The 19414-nt window shown below is 45.5% G+C and carries 19 protein-coding genes, 1 tRNA gene and 1 riboswitch; of the genes, 10 read left to right on the top strand and 10 right to left on the bottom strand.

Translation table 11 applies throughout. The annotated features are described in order from the left end of the window. Positions 1-105 precede the first annotated feature (105 nt). From gloA to NP165_RS04025, 9 genes are all read right to left on the bottom strand, one after another. Positions 106-522 (bottom strand): lactoylglutathione lyase, encoded by a 417-nt coding sequence (gene gloA, locus NP165_RS03985; RefSeq protein ID WP_257085028.1) that lies wholly within the window; start codon positions 520-522, stop codon positions 106-108. A gap of 12 nt (positions 523-534) precedes the next feature. Beyond that, a complete protein-coding gene (gene nth / locus NP165_RS03990) occupies positions 535-1176 on the bottom strand; it encodes an endonuclease III (protein WP_257085029.1) in 642 nt (213 codons plus the stop codon). Between the two features lie 45 nt (positions 1177-1221). Continuing rightward, complete coding sequence (locus NP165_RS03995; RefSeq protein WP_257085030.1) at positions 1222-1911, bottom strand: electron transport complex subunit E; 690 nt, start codon at positions 1909-1911, stop codon at positions 1222-1224. Beyond that, positions 1904-2539 (bottom strand): electron transport complex subunit RsxG, encoded by a 636-nt coding sequence (gene rsxG / locus NP165_RS04000; protein WP_257085031.1) that lies wholly within the window; start codon positions 2537-2539, stop codon positions 1904-1906. Before rsxG ends, NP165_RS03995 begins: the two co-directional genes overlap by 8 nt. 8 nt (positions 2540-2547) lie before the next feature. Continuing rightward, on the bottom strand, positions 2548-3594 hold the full coding sequence (gene rsxD, locus NP165_RS04005) for an electron transport complex subunit RsxD (RefSeq protein WP_257085032.1): 1047 nt from the start codon (positions 3592-3594) through the stop codon (positions 2548-2550). Next, positions 3594-6155 (bottom strand): electron transport complex subunit RsxC, encoded by a 2562-nt coding sequence (gene rsxC, locus NP165_RS04010; protein ID WP_257085033.1) that lies wholly within the window; start codon positions 6153-6155, stop codon positions 3594-3596. The genes rsxD and rsxC overlap by 1 nt, the downstream gene beginning before the upstream one ends. 8 nt (positions 6156-6163) lie before the next feature. Continuing rightward, entirely contained in the window at positions 6164-6745 is a 582-nt protein-coding gene (gene rsxB, locus NP165_RS04015; RefSeq protein WP_257085034.1) for an electron transport complex subunit RsxB, read from the bottom strand. Beyond that, positions 6745-7326 carry an electron transport complex subunit RsxA gene (rsxA, locus tag NP165_RS04020; protein ID WP_257085035.1) on the bottom strand — a complete coding sequence of 194 codons (582 nt, stop codon included), beginning with the start codon at positions 7324-7326 and terminating at the stop codon, positions 6745-6747. Before rsxA ends, rsxB begins: the two co-directional genes overlap by 1 nt. Positions 7327-7524: 198 nt before the next feature. Further along, positions 7525-7600 (bottom strand) — tRNA-Asn (locus tag NP165_RS04025). A 546-nt stretch (positions 7601-8146) separates the two neighbouring features. On the opposite strand from NP165_RS04025, the gene uvrB reads away from it, so the two are divergent. The 3 genes from uvrB (at position 8147) to luxU (ending at position 12175) form a co-directional block, all read left to right on the top strand. Next, a complete protein-coding gene (gene uvrB / locus NP165_RS04030; RefSeq protein ID WP_257085036.1) occupies positions 8147-10177 on the top strand; it encodes an excinuclease ABC subunit UvrB in 2031 nt (676 codons plus the stop codon). A 261-nt stretch (positions 10178-10438) separates the two neighbouring features. Continuing rightward, positions 10439-11833, top strand: a complete 1395-nt coding sequence (gene luxO, locus NP165_RS04035; RefSeq protein ID WP_257085037.1) for a quorum-sensing sigma-54 dependent transcriptional regulator LuxO — start codon at positions 10439-10441, stop codon at positions 11831-11833. Positions 11834-11836: 3 nt separating this feature from the next. Beyond that, positions 11837-12175 (top strand): quorum-sensing phosphorelay protein LuxU, encoded by a 339-nt coding sequence (luxU, locus tag NP165_RS04040; RefSeq protein ID WP_257085038.1) that lies wholly within the window; start codon positions 11837-11839, stop codon positions 12173-12175. On the opposite strand, the gene yvcK is transcribed toward luxU, so the two are convergent. Then, entirely contained in the window at positions 12164-13051 is an 888-nt protein-coding gene (yvcK, locus tag NP165_RS04045; RefSeq protein ID WP_257085039.1) for a uridine diphosphate-N-acetylglucosamine-binding protein YvcK, read from the bottom strand. The genes luxU and yvcK overlap by 12 nt on opposite strands. A 183-nt stretch (positions 13052-13234) precedes the next feature. Then, positions 13235-13395, top strand: a riboswitch (molybdenum cofactor riboswitch). On the opposite strand from yvcK, the gene moaA reads away from it, so the two are divergent. The 7 genes from moaA (at position 13384) to NP165_RS04080 (ending at position 19374) form a co-directional block, all read left to right on the top strand. Beyond that, entirely contained in the window at positions 13384-14373 is a 990-nt protein-coding gene (gene moaA / locus NP165_RS04050) for a GTP 3',8-cyclase MoaA (protein WP_257085040.1), read from the top strand. It overlaps the preceding riboswitch by 12 nt. 81 nt (positions 14374-14454) lie before the next feature. Beyond that, a complete protein-coding gene (gene moaB, locus NP165_RS04055) occupies positions 14455-14967 on the top strand; it encodes a molybdenum cofactor biosynthesis protein B (protein ID WP_257085041.1) in 513 nt (170 codons plus the stop codon). 14 nt (positions 14968-14981) lie between these two features. Beyond that, positions 14982-15461, top strand: a complete 480-nt coding sequence (gene moaC / locus NP165_RS04060; protein ID WP_257085042.1) for a cyclic pyranopterin monophosphate synthase MoaC — start codon at positions 14982-14984, stop codon at positions 15459-15461. Beyond that, positions 15458-15703: a molybdopterin synthase sulfur carrier subunit gene (moaD, locus tag NP165_RS04065; protein WP_257085043.1), complete on the top strand. Its 246-nt coding sequence runs from the start codon at positions 15458-15460 to the stop codon at positions 15701-15703. Before moaC ends, moaD begins: the two co-directional genes overlap by 4 nt. A 2-nt stretch (positions 15704-15705) precedes the next feature. Beyond that, positions 15706-16164 (top strand): molybdopterin synthase catalytic subunit MoaE, encoded by a 459-nt coding sequence (moaE, locus tag NP165_RS04070; protein WP_257085044.1) that lies wholly within the window; start codon positions 15706-15708, stop codon positions 16162-16164. A gap of 293 nt (positions 16165-16457) precedes the next feature. Then, a complete protein-coding gene (locus NP165_RS04075) occupies positions 16458-16877 on the top strand; it encodes a CBS domain-containing protein (RefSeq protein WP_257085045.1) in 420 nt (139 codons plus the stop codon). A gap of 187 nt (positions 16878-17064) precedes the next feature. Continuing rightward, the gene (locus tag NP165_RS04080; protein ID WP_257085046.1) at positions 17065-19374 is read left to right on the top strand and encodes a zinc/cadmium/mercury/lead-transporting ATPase; all 2310 of its coding nucleotides are present in this window, start codon (positions 17065-17067) and stop codon (positions 19372-19374) included. The last annotated feature ends 40 nt before the right edge of the window (positions 19375-19414 follow it).

A 19414-nucleotide genomic window follows, 5' to 3' on the forward strand; every position in this document is an offset into this window, starting at 1 on the left:
AGTGATTCTCCTTTAAAAAACTCACAGAAGATTAATTGATAATCATTATCATGTAAAGGCAAATAAAAAGGGCAGCGAATGAGCTACCCTAATCTTGTGAGGTAATTAACCTTCCAAGCCCGCAGATGCTTGCGACATTTGGATTAATTCAATCATGTAACCATCAGGGTCTTTAACAAAAGCGATGTGTGTTGAACCGCCTTTTACTGGACCTGGCTCACGAGTTACATTTCCACCAATGGCTTTGATAGCGTCACAGGTTGTGTAGATATCTTCAACACCAATCGCAATATGACCATAAGCATTGCCTAAGTTGTACTCGGTTGTGCCCCAGTTGTACGTAAGCTCAATAACCGCGCCTTGAGACTCATCACCGTAACCAAGGAAAGCGAGTGTATACTTGTACTCTTCATTTTCGTTGGTGCGTAAAAGGGACATCCCCATGACTTCTGTGTAGAACTTGATGGATTTATCTAAATCACCCACACGTAGCATTGTGTGTAAAATTCTGCCATTCGACATTGTCTAACTCTCCTATTCTTCTGGATATACTTTGTCTTTGTATTCGCAAAGATCTTCAATTATACAGCTTCCGCAGCGAGGCTTACGAGCGACACAAGTGTAGCGACCATGCAGTATCAGCCAGTGGTGAACATCGAGTTTGAACTCTTTTGGTACCACTTTAAGGAGTTTTTCCTCTACTTGATCTACATTTTTGCCCATTGCAAATTTGGTGCGATTTGATACACGGTATATATGTGTATCAACAGCGATTGTAGGCCAGCCAAATGCCGTGTTGAGAACCACATTTGCCGTTTTTCGGCCAACACCTGGAAGGGCTTCTAGCGCTTCGCGATCTTCAGGCACCTCACCGCCGTGTTTTTCTAGCAGGATCTTGCACGTTTTAATCACGTTCTCTGCTTTTGAATTAAAAAGTCCGATAGTTTTAATGTATTCCTTTACCCCATCTACGCCTAGGTCAAATAGCCCTTGAGGTGTATTTGCGACCGGATAAAGCTTATCGGTGGCTTTATTGACGCTGACATCGGTTGCCTGCGCTGACAGTAAAACAGCAATGAGCAGCTCAAATGGTGTGCTCCAGTTGAGCTCTGTTTGAGGGTTTGGGTTGTTTTCCCGCAATCGCTCAAGTATTTGCCTGCGTTTCTCTTTGTTCATGTTGAGGCTGCTTTCCAGTGTAATTTATTTTTGAATTCAATCGTGTTAGTTGGTGACGCGTACGCGCTCGATCGCTGGTTTTTCTTGTTTTGGTTGGCGTGCTGCCACTTTCTTATCAATGATGTTTTTCAAAGCGATGAGTAACCCAACACCAATAAATGCACCTGGCGGGAGTAGGGCCAATAGGAAGCTGCTGTCAAATTGAAAAACTTCGATTCGTAGTGCTTTCGCCCAATCACCTAATAGCAGATCTGCGCCATCGAATAGCGTGCCGTTACCTATGAGCTCGCGCATTGCACCCAAAACGACAAGCGCGCTTGTCATACCTAACCCCATCCAAAACCCATCTTGCGCTGATGGCAGGACAGCATTTTTTGATGCGAATGCTTCCGCTCGGCCAATGATGATGCAGTTGGTTACGATCAGGGGAATAAAGATACCTAATGAGAGGTAAAGCGCATAGGCGTATGCATTCATTAGGAGTTGAACGCAAGTTACTAGAGCGGCAATGATCATAACGAACACCGGAATACGCACTTCTTTTGGCACGTAATCCCTAACAAGAGAGACAGTGACATTGGAGCCAACCAGTACCAATAGTGTTGCAATACCTAACCCAAGCGCGTTGGTGACGGTGGATGAGACCGCTAATAGGGGACAGAGCCCCAAAAGTTGAACCAATGCTGGGTTGTTATCCCATAAACCATTTTTAATCAGTGTTTTGTGATCACTCATGACTGCCTCCACAGTTACGTGGTTGACTTAAAATTCTATCGCGGTTTTCGTTTACAAACTGTACGGTGTTTTTGACTGCTTTTACAACCGCTCGAGGTGTTATTGTCGCGCCCGTGAACTGGTCGAACTCACCGCCATCTTTTCGTACTTTCCATGCGGATTGGTTTTCTGGTGTGAGTTGTTTGCCACTAAAACCCAGAATCCAATTCGTGATACGAAGATCGATCTTATCACCCAATCCAGGGGTTTCCTGATGGCTGAGCACTCGTGTACCCGACACCGTACCGTCTTGCTCGATGCCGACAATGATTTTGATCGCACCGTTATAACCGTCTGGCGCGATGGCTTCAATGGCTAACGCACTTGGTTGTCCATTGAGTGTCGCCATGTATACAGGCAGGCTTTCTTTAGTGCCTAAACTGGGATCGCTCACCAAAGTGCAAGACTCATACAGGCTGTTGTCATGCATATTATGCGGGATGACTTGATTAAGTACCGATAGTAGCTGCGCTTGCTCTTGATGGTGGATTTGATCTTTTGTTAAGTAGTGAGTGAGGGCAACCACCCCAGTCGATGCGCAAGCAAAAATTGCCAAAACAGCACCATTTTTACGAATAGCGTTTAACATGATGCTCCTTAGTGGCCGTAAGTACGTGGCTTGGTGTAGTAATCAATTAATGGTACACACATGTTTCCGAGTAACACGGCGAATGCGACACCATCAGGAAAACCACCCCAGCTGCGAATAATGAACACCAAAGCACCGATAAAGGCACCAAAAACCAACCTTCCTTTTACTGTTGTAGAGGCAGAAACAGGATCGGTAGCGATAAAAAATGCACCTAGCATGGTAGCACCAGAGAGCAAATGAATGATCGGCGATGCGGTTTGTCCTGGGGTGAGTAGCATAAATAAGCCACTACACACCGTCAGGCTAATTAGGAAGCTGACAGGGATGTGCCAATTAATGACGCGAAGCTTTATGAGGGCCAATCCACCTATCAGGTAAGCGACGTTAACCCATTCCCATCCAATACCAGCCAAAGCGCCGAACATCGGTTGATGCAATGCTTCGCTTGCCGTGTTACCGGTATGCAGTGCCGTTTTGAAAGCATCAAGAGGCGTAGCCATCGTGATACCGTCAATGCCAGTTCTGATCTGCTGTAGTGATAGACCGTCGAGATTGTAACCAGTGATAATCAAAGAAAACGCATCCCCAAATGAAATTGGCGCGCTTTGAAGTTCAGTCGGCGATATCCAGCTTGTCATTTGTACAGGGAAAGAGATCAGCAGTACAACGTATGCCACCATCGCAGGGTTAAATAGGTTTTGACCAATGCCACCATAGAGATGTTTGGCAATTAAAATCGCAAACACCAAACCAATAGCGACAATCCACCATGGTGATAGGGGAGGAATAGCCACAGCGAGTAACCACGCAGTGACCAGTGCACTATTGTCACGAAGAGCAGACATTGCCGGGCGTTTTCGAGCGACCATGACAAGAGCTTCAAGGCCAAGCGCAATAGTAATGGCGATCACCAGTTGAATGATCGTACCCCAACCAAAGAAATAGGTTTGAGTAATGAGTCCAGGCAGCGCACAAAGCGCGACCCATTTCATTAAATCAGGAGTGCTTCTACGACTATGCGCATGGGGTGAGCTGGCAATAAAGAAGGCCACTACTCTTTCTCCTCAGTTTTGTTTTGTTGTTCTTTTTGTGCTTTGCGTGCTTTAGCACGAGCAATGGCAGCAGCGACAGCGGCTTTTTTCGGATCGTCAGATTCAGCTTCAGGTTGAGGTTCTTTAGTTTCTTCAGAAGATGGTTTCACGTCCTCTTGCTGAGCTTTGCGCGCTTTAGCACGAGCAATGGCAGCAGCGACTGCGGCTTTTTTCGGCTCGTCAGATTCCGTTTCAGGCTGAGACGCTTTGGTTTCTTCAGAAGATGGTTTTGCGTCCTCTTGTTGAGCCTTGCGCGCTTTAGCACGAGCGATGGCAGCAGCGACAGCGGCTTTTTTCGGATCGTCAGATTCTGTTTCAGGCTGAGACGCTTTGGTTTCTTCAGAAGATGCTTTTGCGTCCTCTTGCTGAACTTTGCGTGCTTTTGCGCGAGCAATGGCGGCAGCGACTGCGGCTTTTTTCGGATCGTCAGATTCTGTTTCAGGCTGAGACGCTTTGGTTTCTTCAGAAGATAGTTTCGCGTCCTCTTGCTGAGCCTTGCGCGCTTTAGCACGAGCAATGGCGGCAGCGACTGCGGCTTTTTTCGGATCGTCAGATTCCGTTTCAGGCTGAGACGCTTTGGTTTCTTCAGAAGATGCTTTTGCGTCCTCTTGCTGAGCTTTGCGCGCTTTAGCACGAGCAATAGCAGCAGCAACCGCCGTTTTCTTCGAATCGGCATTTTCGGATTCCGAGCTCTTTTCGCTGCTTGGAGCGTCCTCGGTTTGTTGTGCGGCTTTTCGTGCTTTTGCTCTTGCAATGGCTGCCGCTACCGCATCTTTCTTGTCTAAGGTTTCAGAATCTTGTGATTCTAATGACTTCTGGGCTTTGCGTTCTCTCGCTTCACGTTTACGTTCTTCACGAAGTTTCGCCATCTCAGAATTATCAGGCTCTGCTTGTCCAGATTGCATCGCAGCGGCTTGTTTTGCCTTCGCTTTTGCTATTGCAGCGGCTACCGCAGGTTTCACACTCGGTTCTTTATCTTCTGTTTGTGCTGACTTCTGAGCCTTAACACGCGCAATCGCAGCTGCAATTGCATCATCACCACCTGATTTTTTCATTTCTTTACGACGGGTATCAGCGGCTTTCTTAAAGCGATTCTCACGCTCTGCTTTATCACGCTCCATACGTGCGTTTTTCTCTTCAAAACGCAGTTTGGCGCGTTCAGCAGCTTCGGCTTCTTCTTCGCGTGTTCGAATTTCGGCTTTGGCCTGTCGATAGTAGTGGACAAGTGGTATTTCACTCGGGCACACAAAGGCACAAGCACCACACTCGATACAGTCCTTAAGGTTTAATTCTTCACATTTCTCGTATTCTGCCGCTTTTGCATGCCACTGTAATTGTTGCGGAAGCAATGACGCTGGACATACCTCTGCGCACTGGCCACAACGAATACACGCCATTTCGAATTGATTAGGAGAAATCTCTTTACGAGTAGGTGCCAGTATACAGTTCGCGGTTTTTGTAACAGGGACATTCGCATGAGGTAGGGTGAACCCCATCATCGGCCCGCCCATGATTAAGCGAGGCAGTTTCTTATCTGGTGTGTAGCCAAACTCTTCGAGCAGAGCCTGAACCGGAGTGCCGATGAGTGTCCAAACGTTTCTTGGCTGTTTAAACGTATCGCCAGTCAGTGTCACGATGCGTTCTACTAACGGCTCACCATCACAAACTGCACGTTTTATCGCTTGTAATGAACCAACGTTTTGCACCAACAACCCAATGTCTGCCGGAATCCCATTGGCGGGAACTTCTTTGTTGGTCAGGATCTTGATTAGCTGTTTTTCGCCTCCAGACGGGTATTTCGTCGGGATAACGCGAATCACTATGTCTTTGTTCGCTGCTGCTTTTTGTAACGCTTCAACCGCTTTGGGTTTATTGTCTTCAATACCAATAATGGTCAACTTAGGCTTAAGAATGTGTTCCACAATCTCAATGCCTTTGATGACATCATCTGCATACGTCTGCATTAGCATGTCGTCAGCCGTAATATAAGGCTCACACTCTGCGGCATTAATGACGAGAATTTCAGTTCGAGCCAGTCCAGACTGAATTTTTTTGGCTGTTGGGAAACCTGCGCCACCCATACCAGACACACCCGCTTGGCGAATGATCTCAATCAGCTCATCTGGAGTGCGTTCGGTGAAATCCTCAATTGGCTGGCGTTCTATCCAGCGATCTTCACCGTCAGGCTCAATGATAATACACATTTCAGACAGGCCAGACGGATGAGCAGTGGTTCTAAGCTCAATGGCGGTAATGACCCCGGAGGTCGGCGCGTGCACAGGCAGCATAAAGCTTGTGTCGTATTTGCTAAGCGGCTGACCTTTTAAAACCTTATCACCGACATTGACGATGACCGAGCCTGGCTTACCAATATGCTGTTTGATCGGTAAGATAATTTCCGCAGGGATGCTGGCGCGAGCAATGTCAGTCTTGATGGATTGTTTTTTATTTTCTGGCGGATGAACGCCTCCAGGAAAATCCCAGAGTGTGCCAGATTTTATTTGTTCGATTAATGACAACATACCAGTCCTTAACTCACGCTATTCTGTTTGTTCGCAGAATCGGTAACATCAACAACAGGAATGGCGTCCAATTGCCACTTCCAGCTCGCTGTAGTGGTTTCCACAGGAATCATTTCAATACAATCAGTTGGACACGGCGCGACACATAAATCACATCCTGTGCATTCATCCTTAATGACGGTGTGTAACGCTTTTGTTCCACCGACAATGGCATCGACAGGGCATGCCTGGATACATTTGGTGCATCCGATACACATGTCCTCATGGATAAACGCGACTTTTTTAACGTCGTCGAGTTCATGAGCAGATTCTGTCGCTTCAACACCCATTAGATCGGCAAGTTTTTCAATCGTCGCTTGACCGCCTGGAGGGCATTTATTTATCGCATCACCATTAGCGATAGCTTCTGCATAGGGGCGACATCCAGGGTAACCGCACTGGCCACACTGTGTTTGAGGAAGAATGTGATCAATCTGATCGACAATAGGGTCTGCCTCTACTTTGAAACGAATCGAAGCAAAACCTAAGATCGCACCAAATATGGCGGCTAGGGTCGCGATAGCAATGACAGCAATTAAGATCGTACTCATTACAATTTCACCAAACCTGTAAAGCCCATGAATGCCAGCGACATAAGACCTGCTGTTATCATTGCAATGGAAGCGCCTTTGAATGGTGCAGGGACGTCAGCGGCAGCAATTCGCTCTCGCATTGATGCAAATAAGATCAACACGAGGGAGAAACCCACCGCAGCGCCAAACCCGTAGATGATGGATTCGATGAAATTGTGGTTTTCATTGATGTTGAGCAGAGCAACACCGAGCACAGCACAGTTGGTCGTAATGAGTGGAAGGAAAATTCCTAAGAGGCGGTACAAGGTTGGACTTGTTTTATGGACAACCATCTCAGTGAATTGCACTACAACGGCGATCACGAGAATAAAACTCATGGTGCGCAAATATTGCAGGCCAAGAGGCGCTAAGATATAGCTTTCCACAAGGTACGAGCACACTGACGCTAAGGTCAGCACAAATGTGGTTGCTAACCCCATACCAATAGCAGTTTCCAATTTCTTGGATACTCCCATAAATGGACATAAGCCCAAGAACTTCACCAGTACAAAGTTGTTAACAAGGACTGTGCCCACTAACAACAAAAGATATTCGGTCATAGTTATATATTTGAAGAAACTCCGATCCCGCCATTATCCTGCTTTGCTAAGTCAATAACAACCAAGGAAAGCTAAGGTTTTATATTAATGAATAAAAATTATACAAGATGATTGATGGACTAGGAGAAGAGAAGGTGCAATTAAATCGGATTTAAAACGAAAAAAGCCCAATCTTTCGATTGAGCTTTTTTCTGAATTTGGCTCCCCCTGCGGGACTCGAACCTGCGACATACGGATTAACAGTCCGCCGTTCTACCAACTGAACTAAGGGGGAATTGTTTTAAGCGGGGCGAATATTAGCTTTGGTCTAATATGGTGTCAATACTTTAAGTGACCTAACTTTGAAAATTTTGTGTCAAAAAAAGCTTTACTTTTTTGTACCCCTTGCCGGGCAAAGGCTCTATTTACTTATCCACTAAAATTGTGGATAAGTGTGTTAATTAAAGTTGAGCAACTACTATTTGGTCTATTTGTCGAGCTTTGACTCTAATTGTTAGTAATGGAAAACTTGTTATAAGTGGTTGTATGTATGAAGTAAAGTTTGAAATTTTGAGTTATACAGAGCAGTATTTTTTAAAACGCTTTGTTAAAAAATAAGCATCGCTCACGAAGGAATGTGCATAAGCTGTGATTTAAATGGAGATGATTTTAGAGGTGGATCTCTAGCAGGGCGCTGATAATAACAGGATTAAATTGGATGATCTAGCAGCAGCGCAGCTATTTTTCTAAAACAGGCCGATATTTTGCCTGTCACTATTGTGCATGTATATTTATACAGCCACAATAAGCGATGTTGAGTGCGACTAATTTAGAGGTTTTCATGAACAAAGAGTTTGATTTGGTATCGGATTATCAACCGTCAGGCGATCAGCCAACTGCGATTCAACAGCTCCTGGAAGGGTTAGATTCTGGGTTGGCTCACCAAACTCTACTCGGGGTGACGGGATCAGGCAAAACGTTCACTTTAGCCAATGTTATCGCCCAGGCGAAACGCCCGACTATCTTACTGGCACCGAATAAAACTCTGGCCGCTCAACTCTATGGGGAAATGAAATCATTTTTCCCTAACAATGCCGTCGAATACTTTGTCTCTTACTACGATTACTATCAACCAGAAGCGTATGTTCCAACAACGGATACGTTTATTGAGAAAGATGCTTCTGTCAATGCGCATATTGAGCAGATGCGTCTGTCCGCAACCAAAGCCTTATTAGAGCGTAAAGACGCCATCATCGTTGCATCGGTTTCGGCTATTTATGGTCTTGGGGATCCTCAAGCGTATCTACAAATGATGCTGCATATTCGTCGCGGAGATGTAATGGATCAGCGGGATATACTTCGCCGCTTAGCTGAATTGCAATACAGCCGGAACGATGTCGCTTTTGAACGGGGTCAGTTCCGTGTGCGTGGTGAGGTCATTGATATCTTTCCTGCGGAGTCGGATCAAGACGCGGTTCGCATCGAAATGTTTGATGATGAAATTGACTGTATTAGTGTCTTTGATCCTCTCACTGGTGTGGTTAAGCAGAGAGACCTTCCGCGTTACACCATCTATCCGAAAACTCACTATGTCACGCCAAGAGACCGTATTCTAGAAGCCATCGAAAACATTAAAGTTGAACTTGATGGTCGCAAAAAGTATTTGCTTGAAAATAACAAGTTGTTGGAAGAGCAAAGGATCAGTCAAAGAACGCAGTTCGACATAGAAATGATGACCGAACTCGGATTTTGCTCCGGTATTGAGAATTACTCGAGATACTTAAGTGGTCGTAGCGAAGGTGAGCCGCCTCCGACGCTATTTGATTACTTACCTCATGATGGCCTTCTCGTCATTGATGAGTCACACGTAACCGTGCCGCAGATTGGCGCTATGTATAAAGGTGACCGTTCCCGAAAAGAAACGCTGGTGGAGTTTGGCTTTCGATTGCCGTCTGCATTGGATAACCGACCACTTAAGTTTGAGGAATTTGAGTCATTAGCACCCCAAACTATTTTCGTATCAGCAACGCCCGGTAACTATGAATTAGAAAAGTCAGACAGCGAGATCGCGGATCAGGTGGTTCGTCCAACAGGATTGTTGGATCCAGAGTTAGAAGTTCGCCCAGTCAGCACTCAGGTTGATGATCTTCTTTCAGAGATTCGTATCCGAGCGGCAAAAGATGAACGTGTACTTGTGACAACACTGACGAAACGCATGGCGGAAGATTTGACAGAATACCTAACTGAACATGATGTCAAAGTGCGTTATCTCCACTCTGATATTGATACGGTTGAACGAGTCGAAATCATACGCGACCTGCGTTTAGGTGAGTTTGATGTGCTTGTCGGTATTAACTTGCTGCGAGAAGGTTTGGACATGCCAGAGGTTTCTTTGGTCGCGATTCTTGATGCAGATAAAGAAGGTTTCCTACGATCGGAACGCTCACTTATCCAGACCATTGGCCGAGCTGCACGTAATGTAAGTGGTAAAGCCATTTTGTACGCAGACTCAATCACTAAATCGATGAAAAAAGCGATGGATGAAACCAATCGTCGTCGTGAAAAACAGCGAGCCTACAATGAGAAAATGGGTATAGAGCCACAAGCGTTAAAACGTAATATCAAAGATATTATGGAACTTGGTGATATCACTAAGGGCAAGAAACAACGTGCGAACAAACCGGTTCCGCTTTCTAAGGTGGCAGAAAGTTCACAAAGTTACTCAGTGATGACACCACAGCAGCTAGACAAAGAGATCAGCAAACTGGAAGCGCAGATGTATCAGCATGCTCAAGACCTTGAATTTGAATTGGCGGCAGAGAAACGAGATCAAATAGAGAAGATGCGCCAGCAGTTTATTGCAAATAGCTGAGGCTAAGTGGCGGGCAAAAAAATAGCCAACAGAACACGTCTATTGGCTTCGTATTGTGAATACTTAGTTCACTAACAACGTCAGTTGGCTAGGTGACCCATAAGGGTCGACTAAAGTAATGCAGATAGCGTGCCAACAGTAATTTAACCATATATGGCGTAATACCAGGCAGATATGCTCAAAACTGGTCTTTTTATTTGCAAAATGCAAAGCCTAATGCAATTATTTACTACAAATTGCAATGCAATCTATGGCTAGGATATGCAAAATAATATAATTAATCCCAAAGCAAAATATCTACTTATGGTAGAAGATACGGTATCTGTTGCAGCACTGTATCGCTCATACCTCACACCGTTACATATCGATATAAACATAGTCGGTACCGGACGTGAGGCGATCGAAAGCTTAAATTTTCGTACACCGGATCTCATCTTATTGGATTTACGTCTCCCCGATATGACAGGGATGGATGTACTTTCCGCTGTAAAGCAGAAAAATCCAGACGTGCCTGTTGTTTTTATGACGGCACATGGCTCAATTGATACGGCTGTTGAAGCGATGCGTCTTGGCGCACAGGACTTTCTGATCAAGCCGTGTGAAGCGGATCGCCTTCGTGTCACCGTCAACAATGCACTTCGCAAAGCAAACAAGCTTAAAAACGAATCAGGCACTGAAGATAATCAAGGCTATCAGGGCTTTATCGGCAGTAGTCAGATGATGCAGGCGGTATACAGAACGATTGACTCTGCGGCATCAAGTAAAGCGAGTATCTTCATTACGGGTGAAAGTGGCACAGGTAAAGAAGTGTGTGCAGAAGCCATTCATGCCGCAAGCAACCGTGGCGACAAGCCGTTTATTGCGATTAACTGTGCCGCGATTCCTAAAGACCTGATTGAAAGTGAGCTGTTTGGCCATGTGAAGGGCGCGTTTACGGGAGCCGCGACGGATAGGCAAGGGGCGGCAGAGCTTGCCGATGGCGGGACGTTGTTTCTCGATGAACTTTGCGAGATGGACCTAGATTTGCAAACTAAACTGTTGCGATTTATTCAAACAGGTACGTTTCAAAAGGTCGGTTCTTCAAAAATGAAAAGTGTTGACGTGAGGTTTGTTTGCGCGACCAACCGCGATCCGTGGAAAGAAGTGCAAGAGGGGAGATTTAGGGAAGATTTATATTATCGCCTTTATGTTATCCCCTTACATTTGCCACCTTTACGTGAGCGTGGTGATGATATTATCGAAATCGCATACTCACTTTTGGGCTTTATGTCGAAAGAAGAGGGAAAAGACTTTGTTCGTTTGTCCCCAGAAGTGGTAGAACGTTTTGCTAATTATGAGTGGCCAGGTAACGTGCGACAACTACAAAATGTGCTTCGAAATGTGGTTGTCCTCAATAATGGTAAAGAGATTACGTTAAGCATGTTACCACCGCCTTTAAATCGCCCGGTCGAGAGCCAGATTAGAGTGACATTGGTGGATAAACAAGAGCCCTCTGTCCAAGATATTTTCCCGCTCTGGTTGACCGAAAAGAAAGCGATAGAGCAGGCGATAAAAGCATGTGATGGTAATATCCCTAAAGCCGCTGGATATTTAGATGTAAGCCCATCAACTATCTATAGAAAGTTACAAGCGTGGAATGCTAAGGAAACCCAATAACTCATGGATCTTCTAAACCAAAGTAAAATTGACCGCTTAGCTGGTGAGATCGGCGAAGAAAACGTTCCCTTGTTGTTAGATATTTTCTTGGGAGAACTGGCTCAATATATCGAAAAATTGAGTGACGAAGAGTTGCCGAATATGAACTCATACTTGGCCGAAATATGCCATGCGCTAAAAAGTAGTGCGGCTAGCTTTGGTGCAGAAGCTTTATGTGCGTTTGCAATTGAAGTTGATGCGATTGCGAAAGTCGGAGATATAACGGACTTGGAATCGACTCGGCAAAAAATGATAGCGTTACTGAAAGAAACGCAGCAACGCTATCGGATGTTAATCCAGTAGTAGCGATTCGATGGCATGTTGTAGCTTTGTTCTGTCATGTCGCCAGTCACGGTTCGGAGAAGCCAGTGGAGTGGTGACGCAGTTCCACATATCGAGTTCTGGGTGAGGTTCATTGCCCAGAACGACATCGACTCTCCGTCCTCGACAAGCACGTTCACACCACTCTAACTTCTCTAATAGGCTCATTTTCCCAGCTGGCCCATATTCTGGCGACAAGTTTTCTACAAAGATTAGGTGAGCTTTGCGGTTGTTGGCTATCGCGCGTCCGATTTCCGGAAGCAATAGTGGTGGCATGATGCTCGTTAAGAAGCTACCAGGGCCTAAAATAATGGCATCCGCTTGCTCAATGGCGACGACCCCTTCACGAGTTGCGGGTACTTCTGGCTCTAAATCTAAACGCACCAGTTTATCTGGCATCTCGTCTACGCTGGTCTCACCTGTTACCCACTTGCCATTTGGAGCGAGCGCTCTTAAATCTGATGGGTGTTCAGACATAGGAATAATGTTTACATCCACCTTCAGCATGTTTCGAATTAGGTTTGTGGCGTCAAGAGGACGAACAGACAGGTTGTCCAATGCAGTGAGCATTAGATTACCCAGATTGTGACCATCCAACTCTCCAGAACCCTTAAAGCGATATTCGAACATCATAGAACTGATAGATGGTTCAGTGATTAACTGATTGATACAGTTGCGAGTATCACCCCAAGCGATACCACCTTGGCAATTGCGAATACGCCCCGTAGAGCCACCATTATCTGTGGTCGCAACAATGCCGGTTGCATTTCCACCAAAGTCTTTGAGGGCCGAAAGCATGCGCCCTAGACCGTGGCCACCACCAATGGCCACCACTTTTTTGGATGAGTACAGAGTCATTAATGTCTTCTTATTTTTTCAAAACTAGCCACAATTTATCGTATTGCGTTTATATGAGGTACCTAATAGAAGGTATTTTGGGCTTTACCCACCTTTTTTTTGACGTGGAGGGTAGAAGCACGCACAATTATTAAGTATTTTATGTAACAGCTGTCGTTTTTGGAAGCCTCTTGCTCAAAGACGATTGCCATAACTCCGAGCTCATTTGGCTAAGTTTTTGAATGTGTGTTCTTTGAATATGCCTTTTTGAATATGCATGGTGAGCCAGTGACAGAATGTCACAAGGGCATAGTTAGAAATGAATGTGCCTCCCGTGTTTGGAAAGGTGTTCCGTGGCGCAACAATTCGAAGATAGATTTCATCGCAAATTTTATTATTTGCGACTTTCCGTTACAGACGTATGTAACTTTAAATGTACTTACTGCTTACCTGATGGCTATAAGCCTTCGGGGCAAAAAAACTCGTCTTTTTTAACCCTTCCTGAGATCAAGCGTGTTGTTCGTGCGTTTGCAGATTGTGGTACGTCAAAGGTGCGTATTACAGGTGGCGAGCCAAGTTTACGTAAAGATTTCACTGACATCATTCATACTGTCGCTCAGACCGATGGTATCAATAAAATCGCAACGACGACGAACGGTTATCGCATGCAAAAGCATGTGGCTGATTGGCGTGAAGCTGGCCTAACCGATATCAACGTGAGCGTAGATAGCCTAGATCCCCGCATGTTTCACCAAATTACAGGTGAAAATAAATTCGCTCAAGTCATGGCCGGTATCGAGCGTGCGTTTGAAATTGGATATAAGCAAATCAAGGTTAACGTTGTCTTGATGAAAGATGTGAATTCCAATGAGCTACCCGCTTTTTTGAACTGGATAAAAGACAGACCCATTCAACTCCGCTTCATCGAACTGATGCAGACAGGCGAAATGGATGAACTGTTCCAAAAACATCACGTTTCAGGTGTCGGTATTCGTAATCACCTTATTGCCAATGGCTGGTTATTGAAAGTTCGAGCCAAAAACGATGGGCCCGCGCAGGTTTTTGTTCACCCTGATTATCAAGGTGAAATTGGCTTGATCATGCCGTACGAAAAAGACTTTTGTGAAAGTTGTAATCGCCTTCGCGTGTCAGCAAAGGGTAAGTTGCATCTATGCCTATTTGGTGAGCACGGTGTTGAGTTGCGTGATTTACTTCAGCAAGATTCGCAAGAAGAAGCATTGATTCAAAGAATTCAGGCTCAGCTGCAAACGAAATCCGTCAGTCACTTCCTTCATGATGGCAATTCAGGCATGACACCGCACTTAGCGTCTATTGGCGGCTAAGGGCAACAATCAAAATAATTTTTCTTTCTTGCTGAGTACGAACTCGGCAAAACATAACTTATTCAAGTAGGTAGGTGAACAATGGGTCACGCAGAAAGCAAATTTCAACCAGCAAACATTGCAGTATTAACGGTATCCGATACGCGTACAGAAGAGAACGACACGTCGGGACGTTACCTAGTTGAGCACGCACAAGACGCGGGCCACAACATTGTTGATAAGAAAATTGTTATTGATGATATGTACAAGATTCGTGCAATCGTCTCTCAGTGGATTGCAGATGAAGGTGTGCAAGCGGTGATGATCACTGGAGGAACGGGTTTTACTTCTCGTGACAGTACGCCTGAAGCGCTAAAGCCTCTGTTTGATAAAGAAGTGGAAGGCTTTGGTGAACTATTCCGCATGGTTTCATATGAAGAGATCGGTACGTCAACGATCCAATCTCGCGCTATTGCTGGTTTTGCGAATCATACCGTGATTTTCGCCATGCCTGGTTCCACAGGTGCATGTCGTACAGGCTGGACGAAAATCATTAAGCAGCAGTTGGATGCAAGCCACCGCCCATGTAACTTTATGCCTCATCTGGCTGTATAACCAAGGGGATGACTGTGAGCGAATTTACTCATATTAATGCCTCTGGCGAAGCGAACATGGTGGACGTGTCAGCAAAAGCAGAAACCGTGCGTGAAGCACGCGCCGAAGCATTTGTTCATATGGCACCAGAAACGTTGCAACTGATTGTTTCCGGACAACACCACAAAGGCGATGTGTTTGCCACTGCGCGTATCGCGGGTATTCAAGCGGCAAAAAAAACGTGGGATTTAATTCCATTGTGCCACCCATTGCTGTTGTCAAAAGTGGAAGTTCAGCTTGAAGCAATCGAATCTGAAAACATGGTTCGCATTGAGTCGGTATGTAAACTGGCTGGAAAAACGGGTGTTGAGATGGAAGCATTGACCGCAGCATCGGTTGCAGCTTTAACTATCTATGACATGTGTAAAGCCGTACAGAAAGACATGGTGATCGGTCAGGTTCGTTTACTCGAAAAGACAGGTGGAAAGTCGGGTCATTTTAAGGTGGAAGCATGATAAAAGTACTGTTTTTTGCTCAAACTCGCGAACTTGTGGGAACGGATGAATTAACGGTTGATGCCCAATTCGAAACCGTCGAAGCGTTACGAGCGCATTTGGCTACGCAAGAAGGAAAATGGGATTTAGCGCTTGAGCTGGGAAAACTTTTGGCCGCAGTGAATCAATCCATCGTACCGTTAGATCATGCTCTGGTTGAAGGTGATGAAGTGGCGTTTTTTCCTCCAGTAACGGGAGGGTGATCATGGATAGCCGTGTTTCTGTTCAGTTTGACGATTTTTCTGTTGGAGCTGAGTACGAAAGTTTAGCGCTCGGGACAGCATCAGGTGCTGTGGTCACGTTTGTTGGTAAAGTTCGGGATATGAACTTAGGCGACAATGTGACTGGTTTGTCTTTAGAGCACTATCCGGGTATGACAGAAAAAGCATTAGGCGAGATCTGTGATGAGGCCGAAAAGCGCTGGCCACTCAATCAAATTCGGGTCATTCATAGAGTGGGCGACCTTGATATCGGTGATCAAATTGTGTTTGTTGGGGTGTCTAGCGCCCACCGAGGTGCGGCCTTTGAGGCGTGTGAATTCATCATGGATTACCTGAAAACCAAAGCGCCGTTTTGGAAAAAAGAACGCACGACCGAGGCAACCCGCTGGGTTGAATCAAGAGATTCCGATGCGCAAGCCGCGCAGAGATGGCACAACAAGTAGTCCGTCCTTACTCTTTCAAACATGCTTCCAACGCTCTCCATTCGTGAGAGCGTTTTTGATCTTCTCAATTGTCTTCGAAAATCGGAACAGTGCATTTAACAGTCGTGAACTTACCCAAATATGAGGCGCGATATTGACTTTAATCACTCGGTGTGGAAAGGGGATTCAAGCGGCTGGTATTCGTTGATAGGAAACAGTTATTAAAAAAATTGGTGATTTCCATTTAGTAAAATCAAGAAATTAGACAACAATTACTTTATACGCAGCGTGGCTGGCGATTAAAGGAGAATTCGATGGAATCACTAAAAGTAAAAGACTACATGACACTGCAGGCGGTAACTTTCACACCAGACATGTCATTAAGCGCCGCACTTCACAAAGTTTTGGATTCAAGGTATCTAGGTGGTCCCGTACTTGATGAGAACAAGCGAGTTGTTGGCTTTCTATCGGGTCAAGACTTACTGGAAAAACTGCTTAAGGTATCTTACTACTGCCAAGACACACACATTGTTAAAGATTGTATGCATCCTGAAGTGCTTTCTGTTGGGCCTGAAACATCGATCATCGCTTTAGCTGAAATGATGACGAAAGACAAACCTAAGGTATACCCGGTTATTGATTCAAATGAGAAACTGGTTGGTATTATTACGCGCAGAGATGTATTAAGAGCGATTGGTAAAAATATTGATGAGTGTTTCAAGCATCCCGTTTAACCTCCTTACCTTGTAAAACGCTTAATTTGCTACAACACAGTGGCGCTCCGCGCCACTTTTGCTTGCTGACGCAAAAGTTTCCTCCCACTGTACTTAAATGAACATCAACTTTCAGTGTAAAAGGTATTGACCTTGGAGTGGACTCCAAGGTTTATGATTAAGGTGTACATTAAAAGGAGATTCATTTATGTGCACAAAACATCATGCATGCCGTTCAAAAAAAATAGCACTTAACCCTTCTCATGTGGGTTCATGCTCCAGCCCCAAAATATTATCTATTGCACCAGCTGGTGTGGAAAGTACGGGTCAAGACGGTTGTTCATCGACCAGTTGTTCCAGCGGGTGCGATCCTATTGATGAGGATGCAGACCCCAGATTAGACGAGACTTCACCGTTTACTCATAGTTGGAAAATTGATGGGATGGATTGCCCATCTTGCGCCCAAAAAATCGAAACAGCCGTCAACAAAATCGATGGTGTATTACAATCCCAAGTGCTCTTTACTACGCAAAAGCTGGTGGTCAATGCCAGTCATTCTGGCGTTGTTCAATTGGTTGAGAAAACCATCATCGACACAGGCTTCTCCTTTGGCCAGCTCTCATCTACTTACGTAAGTGATTCGTCTTCCGGTTGGCGAAACATCTTACTCAAGAACAAATCCATTATTGCGATTGCCTCGTCAATGGCCGTCGCTGCTGCTTTAAAACCTACGTTTCCTCAGGTAAGTGAATGGTTGTTTGTACTGACCTGTTTGATTGGCCTTTACCCGATAGGTAAGAAAGCCATTTCACTGGCGAAATCAGGTACGCCTTTTGCGATAGAAACCTTAATGAGTGTAGCTGCTCTAGGCGCTCTCTATTTGGGTGAGACTGCCGAAGCTGCAATGGTGTTGCTGCTGTTTTTAATTGGTGAACAGCTGGAATCATTCGCGGCCTATAAAGCACGAAGTGGTGTGCAAGCGTTGATGAAGTTGGTTCCAGAAACGGCGACTAAGATAGTTAACGGTCAAAGAGTCAATGTTCCTGCCAGTGATTTACAGCCAAATGATGTGATTGAAGTCTCTCCCGGAGGTAGGCTCCCAGCGGATGGTCGCCTTGAGTTCGGCAATGCAAGTTTCGATGAAAGCGCGCTTACGGGTGAGTCAATTCCTGTCGAGCGAAGTCAAGGCGACAGTGTGATGGCGGGTGCCGTTGCGGTGGATAAAGTCGTGCGTTTTGTGGTCACCTCTAAGCAGGGGGAGAATGCGATTGACCGTATTTTGCACCTCATAGAAGAAGCTGAATCACGCAAAGCGCCATTGGAACGTTTTCTTGATAGATTTAGTCGTTGGTATACACCGCTAATGATGGTGGTAGCACTGCTTGTTATTACGATTCCTCCGCTTGCTTTCGGACAGCCTTGGGAAACATGGACTTACCGTGGTTTGGCTTTATTGTTGATTGCTTGTCCATGTGCGTTAGTCATCTCCACTCCTGCAGCGATTACATCTGGTCTTGCTGCCGCAGCGCGTAGAGGTGCTTTGATTAAAGGGGGAGCCGCTCTAGAACAGCTAGGGAAAGTTGAGGCGGTTGCATTTGATAAAACAGGCACACTGACAAAAGGTGAGCCAGAAGTCACCGATGTCATTGCTTTGAACGGGTGGGATGAACATCAAATACTAGAAAGAATGGCTTCAATTGAGCTTGGCTCCAGTCATCCACTTGCCATTTCACTTGTGAATAGAGCAAGGCAATTACAGATAGAGATCCCAGAGTCGTCAGACAAACAAGCGTTGGTCGGTATCGGGGTCACTGGATTCATCAATGGTGTCCGCTACAGTGCAATGGCACCGAGCAAACTGGATTTAGAACTCAGCCCTGAGCTAAATAAGAACATTCACCGGTTGGAAGAGCAGGGAAAAACCGTTGTCATAGCGATTGAAGATAACCATCTCCCCATTGGTATCATTGCTTGGCAAGACACATTACGTGACGATTCAGCGAAGTCGGTGGCGGTCTTAAAGCAGCTGGGTGTAAAAGCAGTCATGTTAACTGGGGACAACCCCCGTAGTGCTCGTGCGATTGGTGATCAAATCGGTATTGATTATCAAGCCAGTTTGTCACCTCAAGACAAAGTCACTTATGTTGAAAAGTTGTCACAGCAGGTCCATGTTGCCATGGTCGGTGACGGTATCAATGATGCGCCTGCGATGAAGGCAGCAAATATCGGCATTGCAATGGGGAGTGGAACCGATGTTGCTTTGGAAACGGCCGATGCAGCGATAACGCATAACAGGTTGATAGAGCTAGTAGGGATGATAGAGCTATCCCGTGCTACGCTCAGTAATATCCACCAGAATATAGCATTGGCGTTAGGCCTAAAAGGTGTCTTTCTCGTTACAAGCTTATTAGGAATAACTGGGCTCTGGGTTGCCGTGTTGGCTGACAGTGGAGCAACGGCTATTGTGACTTTGAACGCGCTGCGCCTGCTTCGCTTTAAATCAAAGCTAACCAGTTAAATTTATGCAACTGAATGACAATGATTACTGATAAATGTGA

The organism is Vibrio japonicus, assembly GCF_024582835.1.
In the GTDB taxonomy this organism is placed as follows: domain Bacteria; phylum Pseudomonadota; class Gammaproteobacteria; order Enterobacterales; family Vibrionaceae; genus Vibrio; species Vibrio japonicus.